Here is a 17,559-nt window from a genome sequence, read left to right on the forward strand (position 1 = left end):
TCATGTATCTATTTCAACAATAGGCAAAAACAAAGTCTCCTCAATCTCCTGTCGCACTTGAGGAGTTACTTCACAACCGCTATTTAGGCAACCTACCAGCAACTCAGTGGCATCATAATATTGCTTTAGTAATTCCTTGTGGCGGTCACCGAACTGCCAGTCGTAACCGATATTGCGATACTTAATCATCACGTATCTTAATTGCTCAGTCCAAGCTTCACCATTAGCTTGCCACCACGAATTAAATGCTTTTTTGTCTTTATTCACGTTAGATAGTTGAGAATTGAGTTGTTGAAGTGCTTGAGCTAAATCAGGTTCAATATTTAGGTCAAGTGCCATAGCAAGGGCATAGCTAGGGTCAGAATTAGGATTATTAGGATCAACAGCCATAGCAAGAGCGCTTGCAAGGGCATAGTCAAGGTCAAGTTCAAAGGAATGAGCAAAATCAGGATCGAAAACACAGGCAATATCAAAGGCATTGTCAAGGTCAAATTCAATTACACCAGCAAATTCAGGTGCAAGTACATGGTAAAAAAATCGAACTGCGGCTGGTTTGTAGGGAACCAGTAACGATTTCTGTTGAACCCAATTAAAAAACTGCTTAAATTTCCGATCTGTTGCAATTATTGTATCAGTTTTTTGTTTAATTAACTCTAGCAGAGTATCAGCTTTTGGTAATATACCTGCTGTTAGCACAAAGACTTCTATCCAACGTGGCTCAACGATGTGGTTTACTAGCTGTTTCAGAGCTTGAATATCAGAAGTCGCAACAATTTGTTTAGCAGTAAAGTACTCTTGAAACGTGAGATGGGAGAAGGAGTAAACACGCTGTGACCGTTCTACCAATAACCCATGCTGTACCTCAATAGATTTTAACACTGCATCACTATCCGTTTGTAGTGACTCTGGCTCTGTATAGACACCAGGTAAAGTGCCAAGATAGTCGGCAATGAGCTGTTGAATTTTGCTTTGTTCAAAAAAGTAGTTGCCTTGCTCAAACATAATAGCTGCAACCTGACTCATTAGTTTGTTTTTATGTGACAAGGACAGATTCCGATAGACTTCCTGCCGTTGAACGCCCTTTTCTTCATCCCATCGGATGAACAAAATGTTCAACCCTTCTTCATATAGCTTTGCTCGATTTTTAGGCAAATCTTCTAGGTTTTCAAAGACTAAGCAAGCTAAACTAAGTAATATCGGTGTTACCGCTAGCTCTCTAATCCGATTATTTTCTGGCTGTTGCAGTTTCTCAATAAACTCAGCAGCCCTTGCTAAACCTGTATTTTTAACTTTCCTAGTAACTGCCACGAACCACTTTTTTGCAAAAGTTTCAATCTGTTCTTGATTGAAATCTGCAATTTCAACATAAGTAAAACCATTAAACCTATATTTCTGAGCTTGAGTTCGACAGGTGAGCAAAAACCTATTTTTGAAATATCGCTCGGATAGAGCCGTAATTTGTTGCCGAACCAATTCGCTATCTTGTTCTAAAATTTCATCTAATCCGTCTAAGAAAATTAGCGTTCTGCCCTGCTTGAGCAATCTTTCAACATCCGCAGGAGTGATATTACAAATTTCCAGGTCTTGGCTGATGTAATTTAGAAGGTCGAAACAGCCTGTATTCCTGGCACTGTCAGCAAACCTTTTCAGTCCAATAAAAATCGGTACACAGTTAGCCTGAAACTTGCCCTTATTACATTCAATGGCGAGATGTTTCAAAAAGGTAGTTTTCCCTGACCCTGGTTTACCGAGCACCATGAGTTTAGGATTCTTTTGTGCTGCCTCTAGTCCCGGTACTCGCTCCTGACGCACCTTGCCTAAGTAAAAGCGGTCAAACTCATCAGCACTGGGATCGAAGTCTTTCAGGTGATCGGAAATCTTTGCCCAGCGCTGACTAGGTATTTCATCCAGAATGTTGACGTTGACAAAGAGATTATCCAGATCAACTAGATGGGAGATATTCAGTAGCTGTATGGTGCCACACTGGTGCTGGATCTTGTCATAAACCTGCAATCGCGCCTGCTCGACTAGAACAGCAATCGGAAGATTATTCTGGGGCGACTCAACTGGTTTGGGTGCATCACCCTGATTCACAATCTGAGTGATGTTGCCAATGTAGATATCTCGACCCGCTTGCAGGTCGCTGGCAGCAGTCTGTTCAGCTTTTTTGGGGTCAGGGCACTCGCTCACACTGTTCAAACACTCAGATTAAGTTGCTCAGATCTACATTTTCAGCTTTCAAATTCCTATCTGCCACATCATTGAGCTGGGGTTGGCACGGCGAGTGGTACTGGGTTACAACCGAGTGAGAGTAGAACATATCTGGGAGAAAGCTAGGTTGATGAGCGAGCACTCTGGGCCTTTTTCATTTATAAACTCAATCTGATTGAGCGAGCAGTCGCAAGTCAGATTAACCAAGGGTTAGCGGTAACTACTGCCAATAGACAAGCAGCGTAGAGTGTATGCCGTATTGGAGGAATCATTGGAGAGAAGCAGACAGGGCTCCTTATTGACTGAGAAAACTATCCGGCTCTAATCGATAAAGTCCTGGAATACAGAAGAGTTGGCCTTTTAGATTCAATGTATAGAAGCCCTTAAAAGCATATTGATTGAAGTTTTCTACCCTTTGTTAGTTCCCCAGAACGCCCGAAAAGTATGAGCGATCGCCCAAACCCCGAACAGGTTTTGCAGAGCCTTCTCCAGAATGTTCAAGTTGGCGGCAATTTAACCACAGGGGACATCAGCCAGATTCTGAACCTGTTCATTAGTATCAACCAGCCTGAATCTTTCAATCCGACAGGTATACCTCAAAATATTCCCTCCAGTGGCACGATTAGGTTTGTGGGGCGTTCCGAGGAACTCGAACGTCTGCACCAGATGTTGCAGCAGAATAACCGAGTGGTAATTGCTGCTATTGAAGGTATGGGGGGAGTCGGCAAAACAGAACTGGCAATCCAGTATGCACTGCTTCATTTGCTATTGCTCACCTATCCAGGCGGTATCTGTTGGTTACAGGCGAGGGATGAAGATGTTGGCATTCAGATAGTGCGATTTGCTCAAGCTAAATTGGGCGTTAACCCACCGGAGGGCTGGGACTTACCGAGCCAAGTCGATTTCTGCTGGTCGCGCTGGCATGAAGGAAACGTGCTGGTGGTGCTAGATGATGTCAATGATTACCCAAAGGTGGAGCCATACTTGCCACCCCAACCCTCCCGGTTCAAGGTGCTAATCACGACAAGGTTGCAGTTGGATCTTCCCCAGTCATTTACACTTGATGTGTTAGATGAGTCAGCCGCGTTGGAACTTTTACAAGAATGGATTGGAGCACAAAAGATTAACCATGAGTTAGCAGATGCCAAAGAACTGTGTCAAAGGCTGGGCTATTTGCCACTAGCGCTGAATTTGGTAGGGCGCTATGTGAAGAAGCGGAAGATTTCTCTGGCAGAAATGCTGCGACGACTGGAAAAAAAAAGACTCAAGCAGGAATCTTTCGAGCGGGACAAGAATGACCCGGCATGGACGCTGAATGTTAAGCGAGGAGTTGCTGCTGCCTTTGAATTGAGTTGGGAGGAGTTGAGTGAGGAAGCTCAGCATTTAGGTTGTTTGCTGAGTTTGTTTGCTTTAGCTCCCATTCCTTGGTCACTGGTGGAAAGCGTAGCTACAGGTAAAGACGCTGAAGATCTAGAAGATGCCAGAGTCGAGTTGGAAGGTTTGCATCTAATTCAGGGAGAGGATACCTACCGCCTGCATCAACTGATTCGAGAATTTTTTCAGGAGAAGTTGGCACAGTCAGCCGAGGCAGATAAACTCAAACGAGCCTTTGCGGCGGCAATGGCAACAGTGGCAAAGCAAATTCCTGACCGCCACTCACTCACTCTTGAGCAGTTTGCCCTCTTCAGCCCCACCATTCCCCATATGGTAGAAGTGGCTAACTATTTAGCTTCCTATCTCATGGATGAGGATTTAGTTGGCTATTTTAATATCTTGGGCGGTTTCTATGAACGTCAAGGGTTTTATGACCAAGGGGAAACTTTGCACAGGAAGTGCTTAACCATTGCTCAAACCCGCTTTGGTTCTGAGCATCCTGCTGTGGCACAAAGTATGAACGATCTAGCATTTCTCTATTGGCAACAGGGGCGCTACAGCCAAGCTGAACCTCTTTATATGCAAGCATTACAACTCAATAGACACCTGCTTGGAGAAAATCATCCTGACGTTGCAACTAATCTGGATAATCTAGCTAAGGTTTACGATGATCAGGGACGCTACGATGAAGCTGAACAACTTTATCTCCAAGCTTTGAAACTAAGGCAAGAACTGCTGGGTCATGAAAGCCTTGGCGTATCACTTACGCTCAATAATCTAGCGAATCTTTACACATCTCAGAAACGTTATGGCGAAGCAGAAGTTCTCTATTTTCAAGCATTAGAAATCAGTAAACGTCTGCTTGAATATAATCATCCTCACGTAGCAACGGCTCTAAATAATCTGGCATTTCTTTACTGGAAGCAGAGTCGTTACAACGAAGCGGAACCTCTATATAAGCAAGCATTAGAACTCAACGAACGCTTACTTGGAGAAAATCATCCTAACGTGGCAAGTAACCTAGATAATCTAGCTAAGGTTTACTATCGTCAAGGACATTATAGCAAAGCCGAACCTCTGTATTTGAGAGCTTTAGAGTTGAAGGAAAACAGGCTTGGAGAAAAGCATCCCGATGTAGCACTCACTCTTAATAATTTGGCAGTACTATACGAAGCTCAATGTTGCTACAGCAAAGCGCAATTGTTGTATGTGCAATCTTTGACGGTTGGTGAGTGCCAATTAGGGTCGGAGCATCCCCGTATGGTTATGTTCAGGAGAAATTTTGCAAGTTTCTTAAGGCAAGCAATTTGTGAAGGACGCGCTGATTTAGAAGCGTTGCCAGATAGTCCAACAATTCAGGCTATCCTTGCCGAAGTTCAAGCAAGCCTTGAGCAATCCGAATAAAGTGGACATGATGCCTGCTCCACAAGAGTGTTGCCTACCCTTCAACTTCAAAACGCGATCGCTCTTATCTATGCTATGCCTTGTCGCTTCTCTCAAACTCTCTCCCACTACCTACTTCTGGGTTGAGAGCTTTCTCGAATGGGTAACTTGGGGGGCCGTCATTTTGTTGAACACTGTTCCAAAATAGAGGCATGAAATGTCCCAGATGAGCAGTGATTTGAATATGGGTAACTTGATTCAGGAGGGCTAAATTGACGAGCGATAACGAAAAAAATCTAGTTGGATTAAAACTCCGGCATGAAATCCGGTGCGACACAGACGTAATCACTCAACTAGAATGGTCACCAGATAGACAACTGCTGACCTCACCTCGGTTTTGCCATGCAACAGGTGGCAGAAGGCACGGGGGAATTAGAGATTTACTTCTATCCTGGCGTAAGCGACTTCGATCGCGTCACCTTCATCCGCTTTATCAAAAACCACCTGTACACTAAAGGTATTGACCTGCAAGAACGCATCCGCCTCTACTGCCCTGAGTGTGGAGAAGAGGTTAGAAATAGAAAAGCAATTGAAACACGGGTGCAGGCAGGCAAACTAGAGATTCGCTGTCAGTATTGCGATACTGCCGTGCTGATTCCCCGCAGTATCGAGGAAAAATACAAAAGCGATCGCGCTTATCTCGACAAGCAAAAACAACTGCAAGCTACAGTAGAAAAACGTACCCAGCAGGAAGTGAAAGCCTTCCGCCAAGACCACCAGCAGTACATGGCAGACTCCGATAACTGTATCCGTATCCTCCACCTGTCTGACATCCATCTGGGAACCGTCGAGCAGGCAAACCGATACTTTTCCCAACTTGCTACTGACCTCACGCAGAACCTCAATATCAAGCAGCTCAACTACCTGGTGGTTTCCGGCGATATTGCTAACCGTTCCACTGAGGACGAGTACGACGCTGCGTTTTACCTGGTGGATAAGCTAGTGAAACGCTACGGACTCGACCCCAACCGCGTCGTTATCGTTCCTGGCAACCACGACCTCAACTGGGACTTATCCGAAGCTGCCTATCCTTTTTTTCCCAAGCGCAAGCTGCCCAACCCTTTACCCGAAGGGCGATACATTGAGGCTGGCGGTGCTGGGGCGTTGATTTGTGACGAAGCAGAATACAAACAGCGCTTTGCCTACTTCAGCGATCGCTTCTACAAAAAAGTCTACGGCAAACCGTATCCCCTAGAGTACGGCCAGCAAGCCATCCTCCATCCCTGCCCAGAAGACAAAATCCTGTTCCTTGCCCTCAACTCCTGCTGGGAAATCGACCATCATTACCGCGATCGCGCTGGCATTTATGCGAATGCGATCGCCAATGCTGTTGACCAAATTCTGAGTGAGAACTACGACGATTGGCTGAAAATTGCGGTTTGGCATCATCCCGTCAATGGTTCCGAGTCCATGAAAAATCCCGCTTTTCTAGAACAGTTAGCGGTACATGGATTCCAGCTTGGCATTCACGGACACATTCACGAAGCCAAGGATGAGAATTTTCAGTACGACACCAAGCGAGGAGTGCGGATAATCGCTGCCGGAACCTTTGGCGCACCGACTCACGAACAGGTGACAGGCATTCCCCTTCAGTACAACTTGCTGACTCTCGATCCGGAAACTGGAGAACTGACCGTTGAGACGCGCAAGAAGGAAAAAGTTGATGGTGCTTGGTCAGCGGATGCCCGGTGGGTTGACAAGAATGATCCAAAACCTAGGTACACTATTGCGTTGCAGTATGGTAACAGAAAACAGGCAGCTCAGTCCTCCAGTCAGTTAAAAACTGCAACTCAGGGCAATGTCCCGAATCCCCAACAGAATATTCTCACGAATGTCCAAGCTCAAAACATTACAGTTGGCAACATCCACCAACAATCTAATCACTTTTGGGAAACATCCAAGTCCACAAACATGACTCCAGATTTACCTTCCAAGCGTACCATCTTGACTCTGGCATCTAGTCCAGTGAATGAGGCAAGACTGCGCCTTGATAAAGAGGTACGTGAAATCAAGACTGCGTTGCGACTGGCAAAGTACGGCGATCGCTTTTCCTTAGAGCAGCAATGGGCAGTTCGTCCTGATGATTTGCAAGATGCCCTTCTCGACATAGAGCCAGAAATTGTTCATTTTTGTGGGCATGGAACAGGAGTGAACGGATTGGCACTTGAAAATGAAATGGGAACAGTGCAGCTTGTGTCAACTGATGCCCTAGCTAGGCTGTTCAAATTACTCACCAAGCATGTGCGGTGTGTGGTACTCAATGCCTGTTATTCGGATGTACAGGCAGAGGCAATCAGGCAGCACATTGACTATGTGGTAGGGATGAATCAAGCGATCGGGGATGAAGCTGCAATTAATTTTTCTAAAGGATTTTATCGTGCCTTAGCTAACAATAAAACTTTTGAGGAGGCTTATGAGTTTGGCTGTAATGCCATTGATTTACAAAGCCTTCCAGATTATCTAACTCCAGTTCTAAAAAAAAAGAACGAATAACGGCAGCTAACTCGATTGATGCCTTGGTGCAGAAAGTGCGATCGCACCACTGCTCTAAATTGGAAAGGAAATATAGCAAGATTCGCTTATTTAATCTCCAGCAGGTGGAAGTAGACAAGCTGTATGTTGAGGTCTATTTGCTGGAGAGAGTGACCAGTCGATTTCGGGCAGAAATTGAGGACTTGTTGAACGGGGTTGATCCGTTGAGGTATTTCGATCGCCTTGGCTTAGGGGCACGGCAAAGTGACAAACGGGCGCAAGGATTGGAAATTGCTCGACGGTTGGACAAGTTGATGGTGCTGGGTAAACCAGGTGCCGGGAAAAGTACCTTTTTGCAGCATCTAGCGGTTGCCTGTTGCCGGGGTGAGTTTTTACCGGGGCATATCCCAGTTTTGATTGCCTTGAGAGATGTAGACGCCAGTCAGTTTGATTTACTGCGTTTAATTCATCAAGCCTTGAGGCTGCCGGAACAGCAGCAGACGGAGCAAATCCTTAAGCAGGGTTGGGTTTTGATTTTGTTAGATGGGTTGGATGAGGTATCCAGTCAGTTTCGTAAATCAGTGCGAAATCAAATTGTTAAGTTTGTAGAGGACTACGACCAAAACCACATCATCCTCACCTGCCGAACCCAAACGACGGAATACAATCTACCCACTCCCTTTGAGTACGTCGAAGTTGCAGACTTTAGTCCGGAGCAAGTCAGAATCTTTGTCGAAAACTGGTTTACTGCATCCTTTACAGACCCCAAGCAGGGAACGGCATTAAAGGAGCAGTTCCTAGAAAAGCTGGAGTCAAATCGGCAAATTGCTGACTTGGCAGTGACTCCCATCTTGTTGAGTTTGACCTGTTCAGTGTTTAGTGACTTGCAGGATCTGCCCAAACAGAGATCTGCATTATACCGAGATGGGCTGAATCTCTTATTGAAGCAGTGGGATGAAGACCGGGAAATTACACGAGAGGTTGGTAACGGAATCTATCGGCAGCTAACACTGGAGCAAAAGGAAAAGCTGCTGAGCGAGCTGGCATTTCGCAAGTTCCAACAACTAGAAAACTTTGTGTTGTTTGAGCAACAGGAAATTGAGGGCTACATTGCCGAGCATCTCCAGATTTCCTCCACAGACAGTAGCCCTGTCCTCAAGGCAATAGAGACACAGCATGGATTACTCATCGAACGGGCACAGCGGATTTGGTCATTCTCGCACCTGACGTTTCAGGAATATTTCACTGCTTGCCATTACCTGCAATCGAGGGATTTACCAGCCCTCGCCACTCATGTGATAGAACCTCCTTGGCGGGAGGTGTTTCTGTTGGCAACGGAGATGCTGCAACCTACGGATCGACTCGTGCAATTGATGAAGCAGCAGATCGATCGAGCGTTGGTAGAGAGTGCCAAGTTGCAGGAGTTCTTAACTTGGGTGGAGCAGAAATCTACTTCTGTACAAGCCCCCTATAAGCCTGCTGCGATTCGGGCTTTCTATTTTGCGATCGTCCTCGCTCATGGGTTCGACATTGAACGCACTCTTTCAGACGCCCTCGCCCTTGCCCTTGACCGCGACCGTAATCGCGACTATACTCTTGCCCTCGCCCTTGACCGTAATCTTACCCAAGAGTGCGCCCTCTTTGCCCGTGAACGCAGTCACACTTATGCCCTTGCTCTTGGTTACAGCCTTAACCACCCTCGCAACCGCAGCCTTGATATCAAGCTCGCCCAAACCCTTGTTCGTACCCTCAACAAGCCGGAATTAGATCGCAACCTGCAAATGCTTGGAAACCAGCTACCCCATATATCTGAAGACAACTGGGAAAACTTCCAGCAATGGTGGCAAATTAATGGGCAAGCCTGGATAAAGCAACTGCGAGCAGTCATAATAGACTATTGCAACATCGGACACGATTGGCAGTTCAGCAATGAGCAACATCAATTGCTCCGGCACTATTACGATGCCAACAAGTTGCTGGTAGATTGCCTAAATAACAGTTGTACAGTGAATAATGAAGTGAGGATGGAGATTGAGGAAACGTTGTTGTTACCAATCGCGGAGATTGAGAAACTCGGATCTTGCGCCTAGAAATATGGATCTGAAAACCATACCCCTCTTCTGTCACTCTCGGAAAATCACGATTGAAGCTAAATTATGAAAGCCTTCTTAGTTAAGAATTTGAGCGGTGAGTTTTTGATAGAAACTAAAAAACATAATTCAATTGGGAAAACTCGCCTTACATCAGGGTTTCAGCGTTTGCGATCACCCAAAGTGACAGAAGAGGGGTAACTACGTGTAAGGGGAATCAAATTTTACAGTTATATTTATAGGTACAATCTACGAAACTATCACTCGCGAGCCTACTTGCCATAATTACTATTCCAAAAAAACCAGCATACAGCCCAGTATAAATATAATATTTCCAGCTTGGAAATGAGATTAAAAAGCTCTACTAAGATATCCAAATCGCTGTTTCCATACTTGGTCAGTCGATTACTATTTTTTCCCTGCAAGCGAGTGACACAAGAGCGGTAATGCGCTGACGCGCATTTTTATTAAAGCCTAAATGACATATTTTATTAATGAAAAATTGTTTAGATAACTTTTATAGCAGCTATCTGTATTATTAACTATTGGCACAAAGCCAAATAATCACAAAAAAAAATAATCAACCTTTATAAATTTTACCTTTATTCAAAAGTTACTAACAATGCTTTAATTCTCCAGATGAAGGCTAACTCATCAATACCTCAAAAACTACTCGATACCCTAAAGATTCTCCCACCTCATTGGCGCATAGTTCCCGTTAACCACAACAAACAACCTCTGGGATATTCATGGCAACAACATCCTTTCTCACCGCTTCAAATGCTTAAAGATCTGACTCAACAAGGGTCTATTGCCGTATTAGGAAAAGATCGCCAACCTTACTACGTAACTCCCCCTGGAATAGGGCTACTGTGCGGTCAGACAGAAACAGAATTTCTATTAGCACTTGATATCGATGGCAACAGTGCAATAGCTTTAGTTGACCAACTATCTCGCGGTGAAGGTTTACCTTCTACTGTCGCCTTCACTTCTGGAAGAGAGGGGAGAGCACAATATTTATTTACACTTCCTTCTTTGCCAAAGATGTTCAAATCGCGCCGCATTATTACAGCCCCAGGTGAAGCTCTGGAACTTCGTGGCGAGGGACATCAATCAGTTCTCCCCCCGTCGCCCCATCCCCTAACTGGTCATTACCACTGGATTCACAGACCCGATACCACCCCGGTAGCACCAGCACCCGATTGGATCGTACAAGTACTGACTGCACCCCAAGCAGAACTCCAAAAATCAAAAGGATTCAAAACGATTGTCCCAGTTTGCGATCGCAAATCCATCATAGTTGGCCCATCAAGAAATACCTGTGCAACCAACATTACACTCGCCCGACTACTGCTAGAAGTAATCCATCCGCACTATGCAGACAATTATCAATCGTGGATTTTTATCGGTATGGCACTCAAATACATCAGCAATTCTCTCTTACCAGACTGGGATACCTGGAGTCAACTAAGTAGCAAATACAAACCAGGTGAATGCCAATACAAGTGGTCAAGTTTTAGAGGCTTTGGAATCACCGATCGCACCCTACATTACTACGCTCTCCATTCATAATTCATGTCCCCAAATCACCATCTATACTCCTTAAACGACGACCAAAATCGTCTGCATTTTCTCACTTTAAACTACGAATTAATCGCCGCCGTTGGCTGGCAAGGTTACCTAGAAGAAGGTCGAGGATGCGTAGCAATTGATAACAGTTCCTACAACCAACTATCAAAAAGAAACCTTGACAAACAACCCCAATGGAACTTAGATACTCTGCTCGGCTTTTACATAGGCGAAAAAAGCAATAACTTCCAAGCTTTACTAGGAGGAAAATGGCCAGACACAGAAACAGCACACCGCGTCGCTGAATACGATCCTAATTGGAAAGTATTAGTCTTAGTTTGGTTTGGAGGAAACAACGGAGACTTCTTAATCCAAGGTGTTTCAATTCCCCAACTACCGCCGCCGCTTTGTTACCAACGACTACTTCCGCGTCTAAACGAATTTATTGTTTCTCCAGTATAAGCAAGATAACATAGCGCTGACGCGCTTGGCATCAATGGTGCTTCCTAACTTCTTTCATTCACCCATTGGTGCCAAGTTTCTCAATATGTCTCTTACCAACCAAAACGGGAATCAATCGAGTCACATTATCCAAAATTTGTCTAGCTTTTCCCTATCTATCCCCGCCATTCTTCCCCAACAAAACACAACCACAGTCACTAATAAAGTAATTAAAGTCTTAGCCCCCATAAAACCCACATCTCCCACAGCACCTTTTCATAAGGGAACGCTAATAACCAATAAAAATAATTTTGGCATAGTTAACAAAATTATACCAGATTCGCACACCCCTATCCAAATTTATTGGTGGTCAGCAGGAAGTGAGAAAATTGAGCTAAAATTTTGGTATTCCTTAGATGATTTAAGGGTGCTAAAAATAGAGCCATTACCTTTGTTTATCCCTCAAAAAACATTTCTCATTATCCCAGCAGGCACTTTGGTACTTACAGAGAAGGGTGAACTATTCCAATGGGCAGAAACTCTATTCTGGCTAAAAGAAATCAACGCAGATGGTTATCACTTGCTCGCTCGATCTCAAGAATGGCTTTTCCCCCTCGAAAATTTCCCAGGTATCCCTCTCGCCTGTGTGAACGAACTACCATCAAGAGCATTTCTAGAAGCAGCTAATCATCTAAATTTCCATCAACTCAAAACCCTTATTTCTCTATGGCTATCTCTCAACTATCCAGCAGATATTCTCGAACAACTTCACAACAATCCAGAAATAGAATATCATCTAAAAAACCAGTTCGATCGCAGCGAATACTTGCAAGGTGAAGACTATCTCCAAACAGATAAAGATGCTGCATGGAAAAGTGCCTTTTCCTCCCACTTAAAGGAACAGAAAAATGCAATCGGAATGCTTGGTTTTAAAATAGGCTTGAGCACAGTCCAATCCACTCCCAAAGCTGTTAGCCGTCTACACAATAACCCTCATAGTACCTACGATTACCAATTTGGCACTGTAGTAGACCTAGAGCCTCGATCGGACAAACCAGTATCAATCCTGTGGCAACATGAGGAAAGCACAGATAACTATAGTCTACCAGAACTTCAACAAAATTTTATCAGCCCGATCGTACTGGTAAAAATTTCTGACCAAGTAGGCTATGTCAAGAGTGCCGATCGCAAATTCTACCAGGCTATCGTAGGTTTTGCATCAAAATCAGTAGCGCGTTCTTGGTGGCGAAGAATCAAAAAAGAACTGGGACATTTGAGTGACCTAAAACCCAACTATCATCCCGAAATCCAACACCTAAACAATCAAATGAAAGCCAAGTATTTTTATTTGGCTCAATTTCCCCGCCAAAAAACACTCAACGCACGACTACGACATCTGCAAACTGTAGCGAACTGGAACTTAACCAAACATCTGCATAGATAGCCAAAAAATGAATGTGAATTTTCATCTAAATTCATGGTACACCAGTATCGTTATAGCTAACTCATCCGGCTTATACTGCGACCATCTAGCTGTATGTCTCCTGCTGGAACTACTAGGAAATGTAACTCAACACAAAGACCCTTATCATCCAATATTCAGTAGTATAACTGCACTGGCGGATGCACTCAAAGCACCCATTGATGAGGTCAAGCATTCTCTAGAACTTTTGCATAAATTAGGCTTAATCCAAATTGATTATTGCCATGAACCAGAATTGTTTCTAGCTGGGATAATTTGCATAAAGCTGAATCAACGCAGAATTTCTGAATTATCCAAAACGAATGCAACAAACAACCGCAATGGATACATATACATAGTGCGTTCAGGGTCAAGCAACCTCTACAAAATTGGCCGCACCACCAACTTCCAGAAACGCCTGAAAACATTGCAGACATCCTGTGCCACTCAATTAACAGTTGTGAAAACTTTCTTCTCCCTTGATGCAGTGTCTTTAGAAAAAGCGGCTCATTGCAAATTTGCACATTTCAGACAGAAAGGAGAATGGTTTGAATTGAATTCAGAACAACTAACCCAACTATTATCCTGGCTTGAACATTGCCAATGAAGAAGGCATAAGGCTTTTATGCAGAAGGTAGGAAAGAAAAATATAAATACACTTTCACCCCAATTATGTCAAACCTAGAAACACAGTACGATTTTAACCAGAACACCATTCTAATTCACATTCAGTTATTACCCAAAACTGATGCAAATCAGCCTCGAAATGCGGTATTAGCTGTAGGCATCAAAAACTCCCCACCTATCATCACCAGCACCACCGTAGAACAGTTAGAACTCCCCACTCTAATTACGAAGATGTTATCCCAATTAGAAGCAGAACTACCTGAAAGAAAAGCGGCGGCTTTGAAATTAGCAGAAGAACAAGAAACAGAGGAAATCTCACAGAACTATAAGCAACGAAAAGTGGAAGCGCCACCCCCAGTTCCCTCATCCACTCAGACCTCGACTACTTCTCCTCAAAAACACCAACTAACTTTGTTTTAAACTATGTCTATAGTCATCCTTGAAGGTCAAAAAATCCCCCTGACTCCCGAACAATCTGTCACAGACGAAAGCATCGTCAATACCTTGCTACCTTTCTATCCAGATGTCGCCAATGCAACTATATCAAGGAAAGTTGTAGACGGCGAAGAACATATAGAAATCGTCAAAAAGGTAGGTACTAAAGGTAACTTCAACCTCATCAAGTCCCTGCAAACTGCACCAGAGTTAATTAATCCTGCACTTTCCCTTAGTTGGAAACTCAAACAACTGGAAATTCTGGGTCAATTAACATTAGAAACTCTGGTGAGTATCTCGGAAGAAATTGAAGTAGCGATCGCACAAGGAGAACAAGCAACTAAAGCTACCATCAGTACTATAGCACATTTAACCACTTCTCCCCCCATCCCTTCTAAATATCCAATTCCTAACTTCTAATAATGTCAGTTACAACTGCTGCCATTACACATTTGCGTTCTTGTCAAGTCCCTGTTTCTGTCGGACAGGGACTCGATTATTTAACGCAACTTAGAGAAAGTACGGTTTTACTTTCTCTCTACAAAGCCAACTTTCCCCATGAATGGGAAAAATCCACCGCATCTTACTTCCCGCAGGTTTCTAGCTGTCCGTATTCTCCCAGAGAAGTACAATTTTTAGAATTGGTTAATTCTCAACTATTTCCACTCGGTTTAGATTGCTTTGAATGGGAAGAAAGACTGCCTTTTATTCCCTTCTGGTCTCAAGAACTCGATTTCTACCAAAGGGAAATAGAAGAATTCGACCTGAGTCAACAATTTCTAATATGTCTGTATGACTCAACCTATCTACAAGGCGATTGGTCAACTCATTTTGGCATAAATCCAGGTTCAGTAATTACAGCCGATCGAATTGATTTCGACCAATTCAAGCAGCTATGTAGCCAAGCAGAGGAACCTTTATGCTATCTCTATGAAGCGATCGGTATTATCGACCACAGTACAGGTAGTATTTGGCTTGATGAAACTGAAGAATCTACTTTCTACTTTGAGTGGTCGCCATCAAACCTTTCTATCCTCGCTGCTGATTGGTTATTAGCAGAAGACTTCTGCCAAAAAGCAGAATTACTTCGTCTCTGGCTGAAAGAAAGTAACCAAAATAAACTTGCCGTTGTCCAACTTTGGAATGATGCAAACCCAGCCAAATTATGAATTTAGCAAACTTAGAAAGTCGGTCGTTTATAAATGCGATCGCACCCAAAGACATCCTCGCTTCCCTCTACATACTTGAAGGTCAATATTTACTAAGATACCAACAAGATGACCAAATCTTCACCAAATTCATCTCATCAGAAGCTGTCCGAAATGCGTTTTCTCAATTACCAGTTGACTCTGGGTTCCTCCCCAGTGGCATTGTCAGGTGGGGAAGCACTACCAAAGGAACTTTCATTGTCAAATTTATCCCCCCATCAACAAATAATCAACTTACCTTTACTGGGGATGCTCAAAATCAAATTTTTTCTATACCATTACCTGGATTAGTGTTAATGGGTATCGGTCGCCAATATTTTATTTGGGCAGTTAAAACCAAGCAATTTGACCCAAATGCCCAAGTATTCCACGCACCATTACCCAATATTAATACTTCAGGAGGAATTTGCTTCGGCAACAATTCCATTCCCGATGCTAGCAGCGAGACTATTGAATTTGTATGGCAATTATTTGGTAGCAGTCCATTCAATGGCGATAGCGTTGGTGGCAAATCAAAAATATTCCCATCAGATATCGCAAAACAACTAAATTACCTGCATAAACATCAAAAACGGAGTTATCCGTTGCGGGATTTAGTTGATTACCCCACTCGCCCAAAAACTATTAGAGAACTCATCGAATTCATGGTGAAACAAAGTTATGAATCAACTACCTTTAATTAACTACTTAATTGCTCATAAAAAACCCCTACCTGCCTGCAACGCTTCTATGTACGAGTTCATTCTAGCAGGTAACGGAGTTTTTATCCGAGCCGTGAGAGATGGATTGAGTGTCATTGCACCACTGGTTGAATGTAATATCCCCGGACTAGAGAAAATCGAACCTGAGTTTCATCTCGAATATCCTCTGGTTACCCGTGAATTGGTAGAAAAAATATTGCAGCTTTCCCAACAAGCTGCACCGAATGAAATACTCTTCCATTTGTACTACGAACAAGCATGGAAACTTAAGATTCCAGCCCAAATTAACAAAGAGGTAACTGTTACCCGATTAGATAGTTCTCCGAATGTATTGATAGAAATTCACAGTCATCACGTTTTACCTGCTAACTTTTCTGTTCAAGATGACTCTGAGGAATCAGGCTTCAAAATATATGGAGTCATCGGCACAATTTTTAGCCAACCGACATTGCGGTTGAGAGTGGGTATTTACCATCAAGTATTTTGGGAAATTCCCGCTTATTTGGTTTTCGATATCCCGACAAAAATTTACGACGCTACCTTAGTTGATTATGTCAGACTCCTCATACCCTAATGCACTTCCTATTCTCCTAACTCCCCACAAACAAATCCAATTCTTCCTGGTTGGTTGTGGGGGAACAGGAGGATTTCTAGCACCGATGTTAGCGAGGTTGATTGTAGCTTTAGAAAAGGGTGGTATTGCAGCGTCAGGAACTTTGGTTGATTTTGATGTGGTGGATCACCTTAACGTACCGCGTCAAAACTTTTGTGATGCGGATATTGGTTTCAACAAAGCCGAAGTTTTGGCAACTCGATATAGCCTTGCTTATGGGATAAAGCTGGGTGCTTACGCAAATTCCTTCTCTGTGGAAATGGTGAAACGACAATGGCACAAACTCATTATTTTGATTGGTTGTGTTGATAATAGTGCAGCTAGAACAGAACTTGGCAAAGCTTTGGATTCAATAGACTATTATCACGCCAATAGGGAACTTACAAGAGTTTGGTGGATGGATTGTGGTAACTTTGGTCAAGGAGTTCCCGCCGGACAAGTTTTGCTTGGTTCGACTAACGACTTTGAGCCAGAAAGAGCGTTTAATGACCTGAATAATCCCAACTTTTGTGTTAATCTTCCATCTCCCAGCTTTCAACATCCCGACTTGCTTGTTCCACAACCAGAGGAATTATCTCTTCAACAACTTTCCTGCGCGGAAATAGCGGCTATGAATGCTCAGAGTCTCTTTATCAATCAACGAGTTGCTGCGGAAGCTATTGAGATGTTGTCACAGTTGGTACTGACAAAAAGTTTACGTCGATTCGCTACTTATTTCCATTGCGGTAGTGGAAGTAGCCGTTCTCGATATACTTCCCAGGAAACGTTGAGTTCTTTGTAAGTTTGAACGGAGTTTAAAGAAGAAAAAACATACCTTTTATCCAAACATTCGGGGGAGTTGATAGCTGAACAAATTTTTATCAAATATACTATAAAACCAAAAACTGTCCAGCTAACACTTCCAAGTTGTCAA

14 protein-coding genes are annotated in these 17,559 nt (G+C 43.5%); 13 read left to right on the forward strand and 1 reads right to left on the reverse strand.

Annotation, left to right across the window (positions count from 1 at the left end):
• Positions 1–2,094: an NACHT C-terminal helical domain 2-containing protein gene (locus tag H6G03_RS04095; protein ID WP_190462348.1), complete on the reverse strand. Its 2,094-nt coding sequence runs from the start codon at positions 2,092–2,094 to the stop codon at positions 1–3.
• A gap of 561 nt (positions 2,095–2,655) precedes the next feature.
• On the opposite strand from H6G03_RS04095, the gene H6G03_RS04100 reads away from it, so the two are divergent.
• From H6G03_RS04100 to H6G03_RS04165, 13 genes are all read left to right on the forward strand, one after another.
• Complete coding sequence (locus H6G03_RS04100) at positions 2,656–4,989, forward strand: tetratricopeptide repeat protein (RefSeq protein ID WP_190462350.1); 2,334 nt, start codon at positions 2,656–2,658, stop codon at positions 4,987–4,989.
• Positions 4,990–5,370: 381 nt separating this feature from the next.
• Complete coding sequence (locus H6G03_RS04105; protein ID WP_199315125.1) at positions 5,371–7,521, forward strand: metallophosphoesterase; 2,151 nt, start codon at positions 5,371–5,373, stop codon at positions 7,519–7,521.
• 59 nt (positions 7,522–7,580) lie between these two features.
• Positions 7,581–9,590 carry an NACHT domain-containing protein gene (locus tag H6G03_RS04115; protein ID WP_190462351.1) on the forward strand — a complete coding sequence of 670 codons (2,010 nt, stop codon included), beginning with the start codon at positions 7,581–7,583 and terminating at the stop codon, positions 9,588–9,590.
• Positions 9,591–10,229: 639 nt separating this feature from the next.
• A complete protein-coding gene (locus H6G03_RS04120) occupies positions 10,230–11,162 on the forward strand; it encodes a bifunctional DNA primase/polymerase (protein WP_190462353.1) in 933 nt (310 codons plus the stop codon).
• A 3-nt stretch (positions 11,163–11,165) separates the two neighbouring features.
• On the forward strand, positions 11,166–11,621 hold the full coding sequence (locus H6G03_RS04125) for a hypothetical protein (RefSeq protein ID WP_190462355.1): 456 nt from the start codon (positions 11,166–11,168) through the stop codon (positions 11,619–11,621).
• Entirely contained in the window at positions 11,605–13,044 is a 1,440-nt protein-coding gene (locus H6G03_RS04130; protein WP_190462357.1) for a hypothetical protein, read from the forward strand. The genes H6G03_RS04125 and H6G03_RS04130 overlap by 17 nt, the downstream gene beginning before the upstream one ends.
• Positions 13,045–13,051: 7 nt before the next feature.
• A complete protein-coding gene (locus tag H6G03_RS04135; protein ID WP_190462359.1) occupies positions 13,052–13,669 on the forward strand; it encodes a GIY-YIG nuclease family protein in 618 nt (205 codons plus the stop codon).
• Between the two features lie 65 nt (positions 13,670–13,734).
• A complete protein-coding gene (locus H6G03_RS04140; protein WP_190462361.1) occupies positions 13,735–14,109 on the forward strand; it encodes a hypothetical protein in 375 nt (124 codons plus the stop codon).
• Positions 14,110–14,112: 3 nt separating this feature from the next.
• Positions 14,113–14,544 (forward strand): hypothetical protein, encoded by a 432-nt coding sequence (locus H6G03_RS04145; protein ID WP_190462363.1) that lies wholly within the window; start codon positions 14,113–14,115, stop codon positions 14,542–14,544.
• A gap of 2 nt (positions 14,545–14,546) precedes the next feature.
• Positions 14,547–15,293 (forward strand): hypothetical protein, encoded by a 747-nt coding sequence (locus H6G03_RS04150; RefSeq protein WP_190462365.1) that lies wholly within the window; start codon positions 14,547–14,549, stop codon positions 15,291–15,293.
• Entirely contained in the window at positions 15,290–16,015 is a 726-nt protein-coding gene (locus H6G03_RS04155; protein WP_190462366.1) for a hypothetical protein, read from the forward strand. The genes H6G03_RS04150 and H6G03_RS04155 overlap by 4 nt, the downstream gene beginning before the upstream one ends.
• On the forward strand, positions 15,993–16,607 hold the full coding sequence (locus tag H6G03_RS04160) for a hypothetical protein (protein ID WP_190462368.1): 615 nt from the start codon (positions 15,993–15,995) through the stop codon (positions 16,605–16,607). The genes H6G03_RS04155 and H6G03_RS04160 overlap by 23 nt, the downstream gene beginning before the upstream one ends.
• Complete coding sequence (locus H6G03_RS04165) at positions 16,585–17,427, forward strand: ThiF family adenylyltransferase (RefSeq protein ID WP_190462371.1); 843 nt, start codon at positions 16,585–16,587, stop codon at positions 17,425–17,427. The genes H6G03_RS04160 and H6G03_RS04165 overlap by 23 nt, the downstream gene beginning before the upstream one ends.
• Positions 17,428–17,559: the final 132 nt, after the last annotated feature.

Source organism: Aerosakkonema funiforme FACHB-1375 (genome assembly GCF_014696265.1).
Taxonomy (GTDB): domain Bacteria; phylum Cyanobacteriota; class Cyanobacteriia; order Cyanobacteriales; family Aerosakkonemataceae; genus Aerosakkonema; species Aerosakkonema funiforme_A.